The organism is Vibrio diazotrophicus, from assembly GCF_038452265.1.
Lineage (GTDB): Bacteria > Pseudomonadota > Gammaproteobacteria > Enterobacterales > Vibrionaceae > Vibrio > Vibrio diazotrophicus.
In genome coordinates, this window is the sequence record NZ_CP151842.1 from 821,407 (window position 1) to 835,677 (window position 14,271).

16 protein-coding genes are annotated in these 14,271 nt (G+C 45.2%); 10 read left to right on the forward strand and 6 right to left on the reverse strand.

Features of this window, described 5'->3' with window-relative positions; translation table 11 throughout:
* Positions 1-13 precede the first annotated feature (13 nt).
* Positions 14-511, forward strand: coding sequence for a GNAT family N-acetyltransferase (locus AAGA51_RS03735; protein WP_081878767.1), 498 nt, complete (start codon positions 14-16; stop codon positions 509-511).
* Here the strand turns inward: AAGA51_RS03735 and AAGA51_RS03740 are convergent.
* Both AAGA51_RS03740 and AAGA51_RS03745 read right to left on the reverse strand, forming a co-directional pair.
* A complete protein-coding gene (locus AAGA51_RS03740) occupies positions 483-785 on the reverse strand; it encodes a DUF3301 domain-containing protein (RefSeq protein WP_042488963.1) in 303 nt (100 codons plus the stop codon). The two genes, AAGA51_RS03735 and AAGA51_RS03740, sit on opposite strands and share 29 nt — an antisense overlap.
* 8 nt (positions 786-793) lie before the next feature.
* Positions 794-1,831, reverse strand: a complete 1,038-nt coding sequence (locus AAGA51_RS03745; protein ID WP_042488960.1) for a DUF3549 family protein — start codon at positions 1,829-1,831, stop codon at positions 794-796.
* Between the two features lie 109 nt (positions 1,832-1,940).
* On the opposite strand from AAGA51_RS03745, the gene AAGA51_RS03750 reads away from it, so the two are divergent.
* Both AAGA51_RS03750 and truC read left to right on the forward strand, forming a co-directional pair.
* Positions 1,941-2,255 (forward strand): YqcC family protein, encoded by a 315-nt coding sequence (locus AAGA51_RS03750; RefSeq protein WP_042488956.1) that lies wholly within the window; start codon positions 1,941-1,943, stop codon positions 2,253-2,255.
* Positions 2,246-2,980 (forward strand): tRNA pseudouridine(65) synthase TruC, encoded by a 735-nt coding sequence (truC, locus tag AAGA51_RS03755; RefSeq protein WP_174435427.1) that lies wholly within the window; start codon positions 2,246-2,248, stop codon positions 2,978-2,980. The genes AAGA51_RS03750 and truC overlap by 10 nt, the downstream gene beginning before the upstream one ends.
* Positions 2,981-3,051: 71 nt before the next feature.
* Here truC and dxs read toward each other — a convergent pair whose 3' ends face one another.
* From dxs to xseB, 3 genes are all read right to left on the reverse strand, one after another.
* Positions 3,052-4,917 (reverse strand): 1-deoxy-D-xylulose-5-phosphate synthase, encoded by a 1,866-nt coding sequence (dxs, locus tag AAGA51_RS03760; protein ID WP_042488950.1) that lies wholly within the window; start codon positions 4,915-4,917, stop codon positions 3,052-3,054.
* A 20-nt stretch (positions 4,918-4,937) separates the two neighbouring features.
* The gene (ispA, locus tag AAGA51_RS03765) at positions 4,938-5,822 is read right to left on the reverse strand and encodes a (2E,6E)-farnesyl diphosphate synthase (RefSeq protein WP_042488947.1); all 885 of its coding nucleotides are present in this window, start codon (positions 5,820-5,822) and stop codon (positions 4,938-4,940) included.
* A gap of 97 nt (positions 5,823-5,919) precedes the next feature.
* Complete coding sequence (gene xseB, locus AAGA51_RS03770) at positions 5,920-6,162, reverse strand: exodeoxyribonuclease VII small subunit (protein ID WP_042488944.1); 243 nt, start codon at positions 6,160-6,162, stop codon at positions 5,920-5,922.
* A 350-nt stretch (positions 6,163-6,512) separates the two neighbouring features.
* Here xseB and pomA point away from each other — a divergent pair, with 350 nt between their 5' ends.
* From pomA to rlmM, 7 genes are all read left to right on the forward strand, one after another.
* Positions 6,513-7,277, forward strand: a complete 765-nt coding sequence (gene pomA / locus AAGA51_RS03775; protein ID WP_042488941.1) for a flagellar motor protein PomA — start codon at positions 6,513-6,515, stop codon at positions 7,275-7,277.
* A 12-nt stretch (positions 7,278-7,289) separates the two neighbouring features.
* Positions 7,290-8,246 (forward strand): flagellar motor protein MotB, encoded by a 957-nt coding sequence (locus AAGA51_RS03780; RefSeq protein WP_042488937.1) that lies wholly within the window; start codon positions 7,290-7,292, stop codon positions 8,244-8,246.
* Positions 8,247-8,453: 207 nt separating this feature from the next.
* Positions 8,454-9,902 carry a tRNA uracil 4-sulfurtransferase ThiI gene (gene thiI / locus AAGA51_RS03785; protein WP_042488934.1) on the forward strand — a complete coding sequence of 483 codons (1,449 nt, stop codon included), beginning with the start codon at positions 8,454-8,456 and terminating at the stop codon, positions 9,900-9,902.
* Positions 9,903-10,294: 392 nt separating this feature from the next.
* Positions 10,295-11,203, forward strand: a complete 909-nt coding sequence (locus tag AAGA51_RS03790) for a transcriptional regulator GcvA (RefSeq protein WP_042488931.1) — start codon at positions 10,295-10,297, stop codon at positions 11,201-11,203.
* Complete coding sequence (locus AAGA51_RS03795) at positions 11,196-11,819, forward strand: alpha/beta fold hydrolase (RefSeq protein WP_042488928.1); 624 nt, start codon at positions 11,196-11,198, stop codon at positions 11,817-11,819. Before AAGA51_RS03790 ends, AAGA51_RS03795 begins: the two co-directional genes overlap by 8 nt.
* Positions 11,809-12,207: a DUF423 domain-containing protein gene (locus tag AAGA51_RS03800; protein WP_042488925.1), complete on the forward strand. Its 399-nt coding sequence runs from the start codon at positions 11,809-11,811 to the stop codon at positions 12,205-12,207. The genes AAGA51_RS03795 and AAGA51_RS03800 overlap by 11 nt, the downstream gene beginning before the upstream one ends.
* The gene (rlmM, locus tag AAGA51_RS03805; RefSeq protein WP_042488922.1) at positions 12,204-13,295 is read left to right on the forward strand and encodes a 23S rRNA (cytidine(2498)-2'-O)-methyltransferase RlmM; all 1,092 of its coding nucleotides are present in this window, start codon (positions 12,204-12,206) and stop codon (positions 13,293-13,295) included. Before AAGA51_RS03800 ends, rlmM begins: the two co-directional genes overlap by 4 nt.
* Positions 13,296-13,425: 130 nt before the next feature.
* Here the strand turns inward: rlmM and xni are convergent, their stop codons facing one another.
* The gene (gene xni, locus AAGA51_RS03810) at positions 13,426-14,196 is read right to left on the reverse strand and encodes a flap endonuclease Xni (RefSeq protein WP_042488919.1); all 771 of its coding nucleotides are present in this window, start codon (positions 14,194-14,196) and stop codon (positions 13,426-13,428) included.
* Between the last annotated feature and the right edge of the window lie 75 nt (positions 14,197-14,271).

Below are 14,271 nucleotides of genomic sequence, written 5' to 3' on the forward strand. Positions count from 1 at the left end.
ACAAGGATTGTTTGTGACAATAGTGACACGACGAACACTGTTAATTCCCTATACAGAATCGTTCGAGTTGGACTTTTTGATGCTGAATTGCTGTGCTAAAAACAGGGCATATATGAACGGCCCTAAAACAGTTTCGGCATCAAGAGAGTTATTCAAGCGCGTACTCAATGACTCCTCCATTCATGCAATGGCGGTTTTGGATAACTATAATCGTGAGTTTATGGGACATGTGTTTATCGAGCGCGATGATATTAAAGCTGAGCTGGGCTTTATTTTCGATAAGCTGTACTGGAAGCAAGGTTTAGCGTCTGAAGCATTAAAAGCGTTTTTCCCCAAAGCCTGTGAGCGATTAGGACTGATGAGAGTCGTTGCGAGTGCGGAAGTTGAAAATCTCTCCGCGATTAAGATATTGCAAGCTTTAGGGTTTGAAAACAAAGGCGAAAATGAAGAATATTTCGCCCCGAGTTATGACTTCGAATGGATTAGACCATCCGATGCGGTGGCAAGTTAAAGCGCATTGGGATGAAACCGCGCATTTCTAGCTTTCCTTGGTAACAGTCGTCGCCTAAAGCCGAAAATTCAAACAAGTAAACCGTATGCCAAAACCAGCGACCATCGCTGGTTTTCCATTTGTGGCCGCCGAATGAGACGCTTAGCAATTGGAGTTCAAGCTGATCGCACTTTCTCAATACATGTGACTTTGCGATTTCAGACTGACGCCTTTGTTGCCAAAAGAGAAAACAGACAAAGCACAGCGCCAAAATTGCCAATAAGTCTCCAATCATCTTCTATCCTAAGACTTTGTATCTTGTTGAAGTTTAATCAGCGCTTGAGCGAGCTCTTCAGATGGTGTGCCATGCAGAAGTGGTAATAACACCATTCTTAGCTCTGGCAACATGACTAAGTCGGCAAATAGCTGATTGAACAGAGTCTGGTTGCCTGTTTGTGCCAGCCTTAGTAAGAACTGCTCTGCTCGCGAATTTAGGTTCAAAACGTGCCACGCACGACCTGCAATCGCAATCAGAACTTCAGGATGGCTTAAACGCGGGCTCGCTAAGATAGCATCGACAATCTTGCTCAGCAGTTTTTCATCTGAACCGGAAAGCGCACGAGTTAATGCCGACAGTAAGAACAGATCTGGGTCCTTGCTTGATATCTCTGCCTGCGCAAATTCTTCAAGACGTTCGGCCAGTTTAGCGGGCAGTTTAGTATGCTCAAGTGCTCCAAGCAGCGCATAAAGAGGCTGCGTGGGTAAGTGAGAAAGCGCCTTACGCACCATAGGTCCGTTTTGTTCTTGGCTTAAGCGTGCGCAGATATCGGTAATACCTTGCAGACCTACGGTTTGCCAGTTGTTCCAGCCAAGACCGCCCGAGAAATAGTGCTGTGCGTGCTCGTAATACTGACTGCAAGGCATATCTAGCTCAGCGCGAATTTGGCTGTGGAAGACCGCCATTTTGTCTTCAGAAGGCTTAAAGGTGTAGGGATTGTTTGCCAGTTTTTCCTGCTGCTCTTCGGTAAGCTCTTTATTCAGACGAGTACCCATAGCTTCAACCACGTACTTAATGAATTGCCCCACATCCGCTTGTAGCAACAATCCTCGTTCGTCTAAAGCAAATTTCAGAAACCAAATCCAAGGCTGTTTGGTTTCATTCCAGTACGCAATAGCAAGGTGAGCGGTTCGCTTTACAGTATATGGGTAAGCTTGATGTCCTTGTTCTACGTGCGAAAACTGATCGTTGTCGATCGGTTGAATACGTCGGCCAAGGTCGAAAATTTGATATTGGCAGCCACTGTTTTTTAGCAGCGCTGTCAGAGTTTGAATATTGTCCATGGGAGCAAAATGTTCCTACTTTTCTTTGGGGCAAGTAACCCTTCTTTCCCCAATAAATGGTACTCTATGGCCCTTTTTCAAGGTGTACGACCAATAAACTTGGTGAATCATGACAATTAACACAAAACTGGCCCAAGCTTTGGAGCAGTTAGAAGCTGAAATGCGCCAATGTGAAGTATGGCAGTCAACGCCTCCGAGCTTGGAAGCGATGCAGAGTGTTGAGCCATTTTCCATCGATACGCTTGACCCGCATGAGTGGCTTCAATGGGTTTTTATCCCGACAATGCAGAAGTTACTTGATGAAGGACAAGCGATTCCAAGAGGGTTTGAGTTGTCGCCTTATTTTGAGGAAGTCTGGAAGCATCAAGATAAGTTTCAGGCTGTTTTGCTGGTGGTAAACCATATTGATAGGGTATGTCAGTAATGTTGGAAATTATCTACCAAGACGAGTATTTGGTGGCGGTAAACAAACCTGCGGGAATGTTGGTGCATCGTTCATGGCTGGACAAGCATGAGACTCAGTTTGTGATGCAGACATTGAGAGACCAAATTGGTCAGCATGTTTTTCCATTGCATCGTTTAGACCGACCGACGTCTGGTGTGCTGGTTTTTGCGTTATCGAGCGAAATTGCTTCCAACGTTATGCCGATGTTTGCTAATCATGAAATGGTGAAAACGTATCATGCAATTGTCCGTGGTTGGATTGAAGAGGGCGATGTGCTGGATTATCCGCTCAAAGAAGAGCTGGATAAAATTGCCGATAAGTTTGCCAAGCAAGATAAAGAAGCACAGTCTGCGGTGACCGAGTACCAACCACTTGCCAAAGTGGAAGTGCCGTTTTCAACCGGAAAATTCCCAACTACTCGCTACTGTTTAGTTGAAATGAAGCCTAAGACAGGGCGTAAACATCAGTTGCGTCGTCATATGGCGCATCTTCGTCATCCAATTGTTGGTGATACCACGCATGGTGATGGTAAACATAACCGCTTGTATCGCGAAGAGTACGATTGTCATCGCTTATTGCTGCACGCCAGCGAACTGCGTTTTGTCCATCCGTACACTAAGCAAGAGTTGGTATTAAAGGCTTCATTTGATGAAAGCTGGCAAAAGTTGTTTGCTGAGTTTGAGTGGAACCATCCACAGCCTTAAATTGCAGGTCTTACACAAAGCAAAAAGCCTTCTCTCTGAGAAGGCTTTTTCGTAGCAATAATCTTATTGGATTACTTATTCAGGTAGGATTCTACGGCAGTTTTGATGCCAGCACCGTCTAAACCAAGTTCAGCATGCATCTCTTCCTGGGTTCCTTGAGCAATGAACTGGTCAGGAAGACCAAGATTCAGCACCGGCTTGATGATTTTTTCTTTCATCATAAACTCAACAACGCCTGCGCCTGCGCCACCTGCAATCACGTTCTCTTCCAGTGTCACAATGATATCGTGGCTCGCTGAAAGTTCTTTGATTAGTGCTTCATCTAATGGTTTGACGAATCGCATGTCAGCCACGGTTGCATTCAATTCTTCAGCCGCTTCCAGTGCATAAGGAAGTAGGGAACCGAAGCTTAGAATCGCCACTTTTTCACCTTGACGCATCATGCGACCTTTACCGATTTCAAGCGCAGTAAACTCTTGCTTGATTTCAACACCCATACCGTTGCCTCGTGGGTAGCGGACCGCACTCGGGCCTTGATGTTGATGACCGGTATACAGCATTTGACGACATTCGTTTTCATCTGCCGGAGCCATGATGGTCATGTTCGGGATGCAACGCATAAAGCTTAAATCGAATGCACCTTGGTGAGTCTGACCATCAGCACCGACAAGCCCTGCACGGTCGATAGCAAACATCACTGGTAGATTCATAATAGCGATGTCGTGAATCAACTGATCGTAACCGCGTTGCAGGAAGGTTGAGTAAATCGCCACAATCGGGTTGTATTTAGCGATTGCCATACCTGTTGCTAATGTCACGGCATGTTGCTCAGCGATCGCCACGTCGAAGTATTGAGATGGGTACTCTTTCGAGAAGCGAACCATGCCAGAGCCTTCACGCATCGCAGGTGTGATTGCCATCAGTTTTGGATCTTGCGCAGCCATATCACACAGGAAATCACCGAAGATCTTCGAGTAGGTCGGTTTGGTACTTGAGCTCTTAGGCAAGCTGCTATGACTTGGGTCGAACTTAGGCACGCCGTGGTAACCAATCGGATCTTTCTCCGCTGGTTCATAACCTTTGCCTTTCTTCGTCATAATATGAAGGAACTGCGGGCCTTTAAGCTCACGCATGTTTTTCAATGTTTTGACCAGTTCAATCACATCATGACCGTCAACAGGGCCGATATAGTTAAAGCCCAACTCTTCGAAAAGCGTTCCCGGAACGACCATGCCTTTCAGGTGCTCTTCCGTACGACGAACCAATTCTTTGATTGGTGGAATACCAGAGAGAACTTTCTTACCGCCTTCACGAATGGAAGTGTACAAACTGCCTGACAGCACCTGAGCAAGATGGTTGTTCAGTGCGCCAACGTTCTCTGAAATCGACATTTCGTTGTCGTTGAGAATAACCAGCATATCTGGGTGAACGTCACCAGCGTGGTTCATGGCTTCAAATGCCATACCTGCGGTAATCGCACCGTCACCAATCACGCTGACGATCTTACGATCAGCGCCTTCTTTGCCAGCACAAATAGCCATGCCCAAAGCAGCACTGATAGATGTTGAGGAGTGACCGACAGACAAGGTGTCGTATTCGCTCTCTTCGCGCCACGGAAAAGGATGAAGGCCATCTTTCTGGCGAATCGTAGGCATTTTCTCACGACGCCCCGTCAGGATTTTATGCGGATAAGCCTGATGACCCACGTCCCAAATCAACTGATCAAATGGCGTGTTGTAGACGTAGTGAATCGCCACTGTCAGTTCAACAGTACCTAAGCCAGAAGCTAGGTGTCCGCTTGATTGACTAACAGAGTTAAGCAGATACGTTCTGAGTTCATCACAAAGCTTTGGCAGAATGTTTTTAGGCAGACTGCGTAATTCGTCCGGCGTATTCGCCAGAGCCAGTGTTGGATATTTTGAAATATCAAGAGTCATAATTATGCGCGCTTATAGTGTTAATTTTTGCGCTCGATGACGTATCGGGCGAACTCTTCAAGACATTCTGTATTGTAAGGAATGGCTTCAAGTGCTTGAAGTGCTTCCTGTAACAGAGTTTGGGCTTTATTTATCGCTCCGTCCAATCCTAATAGAGCTGGGTACGTACTTTTGTTGAGCTGTTGATCTGAACCTTGAGGTTTACCCAAAGTTTCGGTATCGCCGATGACATCCAAAATGTCGTCTTGTACTTGAAATGCGAGGCCAACGGCATCGGCATATTTATCAAGCTGTGGCAGAACTTGTAGGCCCTTCTCGCCAGCGGCTAAAGCCCCTAAACGAATCGCACAGCGCATAAGTGCGCCGGTTTTATTGCGATGAATTGTTTCGAGCTCTTGCAACGAAATAAGACGATTCTCTGCGCCAAGATCAAGTGCTTGTCCTAAACACATACCTTGTGCACCGGAAGCTTCAGCAAGTACCTGAACCATTTTGATACGATTGACTTCGCCTTCTTCAGACAGAGTACCTTCGGCCAAAATGGTAAATGCTAAGGTTTGCAGGGCGTCACCGGTTAGGATCGCCGTCGCTTCATCGAACTTAATATGGCACGTCGGTTTCCCACGGCGTAGCTCATCATCGTCCATGGCTGGTAAATCGTCATGGATAAGTGAATACGCGTGGATACACTCCACTGCTGATGCAGGGGTGTCTATATCTTCAATAGAGCAACCTAGCATTTGGCCTGTTATATAGACCAAATAGGGGCGAGCACGTTTACCGCCCAGCAGTAAGCCATAACGCATTGCTTCAATCAGCGCTAAGTCTTGGTTTGGCAGGCGGTTTAACCACTGGTCAAGCTGCTCATTATTTCGTTTTTGATAAGAGGTTAGAGCCTCAATCATAGGACACTCTTAAACGTTTCGTTCAGCCGCTAGTCGCATTATCAATCAGAGAAAAAACGACGAGAGACAATAAATAGTTAAGAACAATAAATATCAGTTATTCAGGTAATTCGTTAAATTCACTGAGTGGCGCATCATCTGTGTTGCTTAGCAGAATGCTAACTCGCTGTTCCGCTTCATCCAGTTTACTTTGACCTGAGCGAGCAAGAGCGATACCACGTTCGAATTTTTTCAGTGCATCGTCTAGTGTTAAATCACCATTTTCTAGCTGCTCGACCACTTGATCTAACTCTTCAATGGTCGCCTCGAAAGACATGTTTTCTGGTTTTTTACTCGCCATAATATTATTGCCTTGGGAAAGATGCACGAAAGTTACCTTAGCCTGTGTTGATGGTCAAATTTAACCAACCAATTTTGTCAGAATTACGGAGGTTTTTAGTCGATACCGATAACGAATATGAAAATTCACGGTGGTGCGTTATTCGTAATTAATGAGCATTTTGTGCAATCTATGAATACCGAAGGTGCATATTGGCACGCTTTAAGTATAAACTTGTTGTTGGCGTAATTGAGGCACAAGTGTCCTTTCGTCAATTTTCTATTTAAGAATTTGATTCTCTTGTCGATAAGAGAATAACTGAGAGTCGTTCGGCTCTAATCAATGCGAACATATTGTCTGAGGAGTGCTTCGTGGATTTAGCTACGCTGATAGGTCTGATTGGTGGCCTAGCTTTCGTTATTATGGCGATGGTTTTAGGTGGAAGCCTAACGATGTTCGTCGACGTAACCTCAATTCTTATTGTTGTCGGTGGCTCTACTTTTGTTGTTTTGATGAAGTTTACCATGGGGCAGTTTTTTGGAGCTGCTAAAATTGCTGGTAAAGCATTCATGTTCAAAGCCGACGAACCAGAAGATTTGATCGCAAAAATCGTAGAAATGGCTGACGCTGCACGTAAAGGTGGTTTCCTTGCTTTGGAAGAGATGGAAATCAGTAACAGCTTTATGCAAAAGGGCATTGATTTACTGGTAGATGGTCATGACGCGGATGTGGTTCGTGCAACTCTACAAAAAGACATTGCATTAACGGATGAGCGACACGAATTTGGTTCGGGTGTTTTCCGCGCATTTGGTGACGTTGCACCCGCGATGGGGATGATCGGTACGCTTGTTGGTCTGGTTGCAATGTTGTCGAACATGGATGACCCGAAAGCCATCGGCCCTGCAATGGCGGTTGCACTTTTAACCACTTTATACGGTGCGGTTCTTGCGAACATGGTGTTCTTCCCAATTGCAGACAAATTATCGCTTCGCCGTGAACAAGAAACATTAAACCGCCGTCTTATTATGGATGGTGTGCTGGCAATCCAAGATGGTCAAAACCCACGTGTGATTGACAGCTACTTGAAGAACTACCTCAACGAGGGCAAACGAGCTCTTGATATTGATAGCGAATAACCGGAGCAAATGATGGATGACCAAAAGTGTAAATGTCCACCTCCGGGGCTTCCCGCTTGGTTGGGGACATTTGCAGACCTAATGTCCCTGTTAATGTGCTTCTTCGTACTGCTGCTTTCGTTTTCGGAAATGGACGTACTGAAGTTCAAGCAGATTGCCGGTTCGATGAAATTTGCTTTTGGTGTGCAAAACCGTCTGGAAGTGAAAGACATTCCAAAAGGTACCAGCATCATTGCTCAGGAGTTCCGTCCAGGGCGCCCTGAGCCGACACCTATCGATGTTATTATGCAGCAAACCATAGACATCACTCAGCAGACGTTAGAGTTCCACGAAGGGGACGAAGATCGTGCTGGTGGTACTATGCGTGATGCTGGCGATATGACTGGTGGTCAGTCGCCAGAAACATCGTCCGAAGACAATCAAAATACCGAGTCAGAATCTCAACAACAGCAATCTCAGGCAACTTCAGAAGCGACTGAGACCTTGATGGAAACCATTAAGAACGCGCTGCAACGGGAAATCGAGCAAGGTGCAATCGAAGTGGATAACCTTGGTCAACAGATTGTTATCCGTATTCGAGAGAAAGGCGCATTCCCTGAAGGTTCTGCTTTCTTGCAACCTAAGTTCCGTCCTTTGGTTCGTCAGATAGCCGATCTGGTTAAAGATGTTCCGGGTATCGTTCGGGTTTCTGGTCACACTGATAACCAGAGAATTGATTCGGAATTGTATCGTTCAAACTGGGATCTTTCCTCTCAGCGTGCCGTGTCTGTGGCTCAAGAGATGGAATCGGTGCGCGGCTTCTCACATCAGCGCTTGCGGGTACGAGGTATGGCTGATACCGAGCCTTTGGGACCTAATGACACCGCTGCTCAACGCTCTCGTAACCGTCGTGTGGAAATCAGCATTATGCAGGGCGAGCCGATGTACAGTGATGAAATACCATCAGCACAAGCTGGCTCAATTCAGTAGCTAAGCGACGAAATACAGTTCAAAGGCAAGCATCAGGCTTGCCTTTTTCTTTGGCGCGCTTTTATCGTTGCGTCATTATCGTGTATAATCTCGCCCCCTTAGTGATACCCACTCTGGTCGTCGATGAAATTAGCGTTATTGCTGAGTTCAGAGATGTAGCTAAGTACAAGCTACTATTACGTTAATACTTTAATTGCGAAGACACTTATGAAATTTATTGTTAAGCCCCATCCAGAAATCTTTGTTAAAAGTGAGTCGGTGCGTAAGCGCTTCACGAAAATTCTTGAGTCTAATATTCGCAATATCGTAAAGAGCCGTACGACAGGCGTTGCTGTATTTAACCGTCGTGACCACATTGAAGTGACCTCTGAAAGTGACCGCTTCTTTAATGAAACGCTGGAAATTTTGACCAGAACTCCGGGTATTCAACAAGTTTTGGAAGTTAAGCAGTCAGAATTCAAAGATCTTCACGATATTTACGAGCAAGTGCTTGAAACTAGCCGTCATCTGATTGAAAACAAAACCTTCGTGGTTCGAGCTAAGCGTCGTGGTAAACACGATTTTTCTTCAATCGAGCTTGAGCGTTACGTTGGTGGCGGTCTAAACCAAGCGGTTGAAAGCGCAAAAGTTAAGCTAACCAATCCTGATGTGACGATTAACGTTGAAGTTAACTATGAGTTGCTCAACCAGATAATCAAACGTTACAAAGGGTTAGGTGGTTTTCCTCTTGGTACTCAAGAAGATGTACTAAGCCTGATCTCTGGTGGTTTTGATTCGGGTGTTTCAAGCTACTTACACATTAAGCGTGGCTCAAAAGTTCACTACTGTTTCTTCAACTTAGGTGGCCCTGCTCACGAGATTGGTGTTAAGCAAGTTGCCCACTTCTTATGGAACAAATATGGCTCTTCTGCCAAGGTGCGTTTCATCTCTGTTGATTTCGAACCGGTTGTGGCGGAAATTCTTGAGAAAATAGATGACGGCCAAATGGGCGTTATTCTTAAGCGCATGTTTATGCGTGCAGCTGGTCAGGTCGCAGAAAAATTCAATATTGAAGCTTTGGTTACAGGTGAAGCATTAGGTCAGGTATCAAGCCAGACTCTGACTAACCTGCGCCATATCGATGGTGTGACTGATACCTTGATTCTTCGCCCTTTGATTAACTGGGATAAAGAAGACATCATCACGCTTGCTCGTGAAATCGGCACTGAAGACTTCGCGAAAACAATGCCAGAATACTGTGGTGTTATCTCGAAGAGCCCGACGGTTAAAGCGGTGAAAGCGAAATTGGAAGCGGAAGAAGCGAAATTCGATTTCTCTATTCTGGACAAAGTAGTGTACGACGCTCGTGTTATGGATATCCGTGACATTGAGAAAGAGAGCCAAGAGCAAGCGCCTGAAGTAGAGCAAGTTGCAGCGGTTCAGGAACACGCAGTTGTACTTGATATTCGCAGTGCAGATGAACAAGAAGATAAGCCGCTAGAGATTGATGGTGTGGAAGTGAAGCACATTCCTTTCTTCAAACTTTCAACTCAGTTTGGCGATCTTGATCAGTCTAAGACTTACTTATTGTATTGTGAACGTGGCGTAATGAGCCGTTTACAAGCTCTGTACTTGCAAGAGCAAGGCTACAAGAACGTGAAAGTTTATCGCCCATAAGCGTTAGCTGAATACACTAAATAGTAAAGGCGCAACCTGTTGATTCAGGTTGCGTTTTTTTATGTTTGTCAGATATTCAGACATAAAAAAACACCGCCAATAGGCGGTGCTAAAAATTTGACAGACAGGTCAAAATAAATACAGGAAGTATATGTTTTGTAACAGGGGATAACTGCACAAAACAGGCGGTAGAATTCTACCTAACTCGAAAATCGAGTATGCAAACACAACATCGTAATAATAAAGCCAATTGATTCAGGAGAATCAAGCCGTTCAGGCTCATATTACGGGACGAAATATAGATTTTCTCTGGCTGGTTAGCAATGGACAATTTATAATGTTTCAGATAAAAAAAACTAATGAATATTTGGAACAATACATAGGATTGAACCATGTCCAGACGATTACCTCCATTGAACTCACTGAAAGTGTTCGAAGCCGCCGCTCGCCATTTGAGTTTTACTCGTGCAGCAGAAGAACTTTTTGTGACTCAAGCCGCTGTTAGTCATCAAATTAAGGCTCTTGAAGAGTTTCTAGGATTAAAGCTATTTCGTCGTCGTAATCGCTCTTTATTGCTTACCGAAGAGGGACAAGCGTACTTTCTGGACATCAAAGATATCTTTGGTTCATTGGCTGAAGCGACCGATAAGTTATTGGAACGTAGTGAAAAAGGTGCGTTGACCATCAGTCTTCCACCGAGCTTTGCCATTCAGTGGTTAGTGCCTCGGCTTGCCGACTTTAACCAACAGCAACCGGATATTGATGTGCGTATTAAAGCGGTCGATATGGAAGAAGGCTCGTTGACGGATGATGTGGATGTCGCTATCTATTATGGGCGAGGTCACTGGCCTGGTTTACGTGCTGATAAGCTCTATCAAGAGTTTTTGATTCCTCTTTGTTCGCCTTCTTTGTTACTGGGTCAGAAGCCACTGAACTCATTAAGCGATCTTCCTCTACACACTTTGTTACACGATACTTCACGTCGCGATTGGAAACAGTTCGCTAAAGAGAACCATATCGATGGGGTAAACGTGAATCACGGACCAATCTTTAGTCACTCAACCATGGTGCTACAAGCGGCTGTTCACGGGCAAGGTATTGCATTGGGGAACAACGTATTGGCACAACCAGAAATCGACGCAGGCCGCCTTGTAGCGCCGTTTGATGAAGTACTAATGACTAAGAACGCCTTCTATGTGGTTTGTCATGAGAAGCAAGCGGATATGGGGCGTATTGCGACATTCCGCGACTGGATGCTGAAGAAAGCACGTAGCGAGCAAGAGGTCATATTAGATGAATAACGTAAGAATAGAGGGGGAGGAGAACTCCCCTCTGTTTATTTTTGCCCATGGTGCTGGTGCAGATATGGAGCACGAGTTTATGTCGCAAGTGGCAACAGGACTCGCAAGTAAAGGCATTCGTGTCGTACGTTTTAATTTTCCTTATATGGTAAAACGAGCGGAAGACGGTAAACGTCGACCGCCGGACCGCGCGCCGAAACTTCTGGAAGCATTCGAACAAGTCATTGCCGAGCATGCGTCTCAACCGGTTGTTATCGGTGGTAAATCTATGGGCGGAAGAATGGCTTCGATGCTAAGCGATAACCCTATGGTCAAAGGTATTGCTTGTTTGGGTTTTCCTTTCCATCCGCCGGGTAAAGTTGAAAAGTATAAGGGAGAACATTTGGCTTCATTGGAAAAACCGTGTCTGATTTTGCAAGGTGAGCGCGATACCTTTGGTAGCAGAGAAGAGTGTTCAAGCTTCCAGTTTAGTAGCCAAGTAAAGATTGAATATATTCCCGATGGCGACCACAGCTTCAAACCTCGCAAGTCATCCGGTCATACTGAAGTCAGTAATATCGCTCTTGCCGTGGAACATTTAACTCAATTTATTCTGGAACTGAACAATGAAAAGTAAGTATTTGCTCACCTTAGGTGGTTTGTTTTCTGGTATCGCCGTTGCGTTGGGAGCATTCGCTGCTCACGGGTTAAAGGCGTATGTCACGCCGTATCAGATAGACGTGTTCCAAACAGGGGTTCAGTATCAGTTCATCCATGCGGCAGCTTTGATTGCTTGTGGTATTTTGTTGGTTTTGTCTCGCAGTGAAAAAGCGCAAAAATATTTTAGCCGCGCGGCGATTTGCTTTATCATCGGCATCTTTTGTTTTAGTGGCAGCTTATATGCGCTAGCCCTAACAGGAATAAAGTGGTTTGGACCAATTACTCCAATGGGTGGTCTACTCTTTATGATTGGCTGGGCGATGTTTGTTCTGGCTGCCATAAATTTTGATGAGGTGAAACAGTGAAACAAGTGATGCTCTATTGTCGTGCGGGCTTTGAAAAAGAGTGCGCAGGCGAGATCCAAGATAAAGCAACCCAACTTGAGGTTTTTGGTTTCCCTCGTGTCGTTAACAACTCAGGCTTTGTTTTGTTTGAGTGCTACCAAGACGGCGATGCAGACAAACTGATAAAGAATATCGATTTTCAGGCGCTGATATTCTCTCGCCAGATGTTTGCTGTGGCGGCTGAGTTTACTGCTTTACCAACAGAAGACCGTATTTCGCCGATTTTATCTGAACTTGCTGACATCGAAGCATTTCCAATGTGCGGCGATGTTCGTGTTGAAACACCAGATACTAATGAAGCGAAAGAACTGCTGAAATTCTGTCGTAAGTTCACTGTGCCACTGCGCCAAGCGTTGCGTGGTAAAGGTATCCTGACTGCAAAAGACAACGCCAAACGACCTGTTCTGCATGTGTGTTTTGTTAAGTCTGGTCATTGTTTCGTCGGTTACTCATACAGCCAGAACAATTCTAAGTTCTTTATGGGCATCCCGCGTTTGAAATTCCCAGCGGAGGCGCCAAGTCGTTCAACACTAAAGTTGGAAGAAGCATTCCATGTATTTATTCCACGTGAAGAGTGGGATGACCGTTTAGCGTCGGGCATGTGGGCGGTTGATTTGGGCGCGTGCCCCGGCGGCTGGACTTATCAACTCGTTAAACGTTCAATGTTCGTACATGCTATCGATAACGGTATGATGGCAGACAGTTTGATGGAAACCGGTCAGGTAAAACATCATATGGTTGATGGTTTCAAATTTGAGCCGCCACGTAAAAACGTGACTTGGTTGGTTTGCGACATGATTGAAAAGCCTTCTCGTGTGGCACAGTTGATGGGCGAGTGGATCATTAGCGGTTGGGCGAAAGAAGCGATCTTTAACCTTAAACTGCCAATGAAAGGTCGTTACGATGAAGTGCTGCAAGATATTGAGAACTTAAAGATTTTCCTAAAAGATCATAATGTTAAGTTCAAGCTTCAGGCGAAACATCTTTATCATGACCGTGAAGAAATTACCGTGCATGTACAAACGTTAAAAACGATCTCTCCACACTAATCCTCGTTTTAATTGAAGCTGTAAGGGCTGCGTTCATTAACCTGACTTGTACTTGCAGTTTCAATTGGTTAGAAGATAGCCATATATACAAAAAAACGCGCCTTAAGCGCGTTTTTTGTGTATGTGCTAGTCACTCTTTGTTAAAGCGAATGTCTTGAAGATTAAAGCCAAGTTCAATGTCGGTCTTCAGCGTGGAGATTTGCTTACAAATACGCGCCATTTCAATATGTTCGTCGAGCTTCTTGCGGTATTTGGGGGCAAGTTCCGAACTCGCAAAGGCTTCCTCAATGCTAGCAAACTGAGTCAGGATCTCTTTGGCAGCTTTAGGGCCTATTCCAGCAACACCGGGAACTTGGCTGGAGCTGATGCCCGTTAATCCCCAGTAATCCGCAAGCTGTGAAGGCTTAACCCCAAATTCCTTTTCAATAAAAGGTGCATCCAACCAGCGGTGCTGGAAATAATCTCTGATTTGCAATGTGGGAGAGAGCAGTTGGCAATAGCCTTTATCAGTGGAAATGATAGTGACTTTTTCATTGTGGCTTGCCACTTTACACGCCAGCGTTGCCACCAAATCATCCGCTTCATCGCCTTCAGAAAGCAGTGAATCAATACCTAACTCCCACCAAGCTTGCTGAATACGATCTAATCCTTGCTGTAAGGGCTCAGGCATTGGCTTACGGCCTTCTTTATAAGACGGCAATAGCTCTGCTCGCCATCCTCTGTCCTGCAGGTGGTGATCAAACACAGCAATAATATGTGTCGGTTCAGATTCGCTGATTATACGTGCGAGTGTTCGAGAGGTCGTGTTTATGGTTCGCTCGATATCATTAGGATCAGGTTGCGCTGAGTGAACGCGGCGAATGAGGTTAAGAGCATCAATAATGACAAGATGAATAGACATAAACACAAAAAAATAAGGAGCGATAGCCCCTTATTCTAATGAAATTCAATGAGATTACTACCGTAGCTCGTCTTT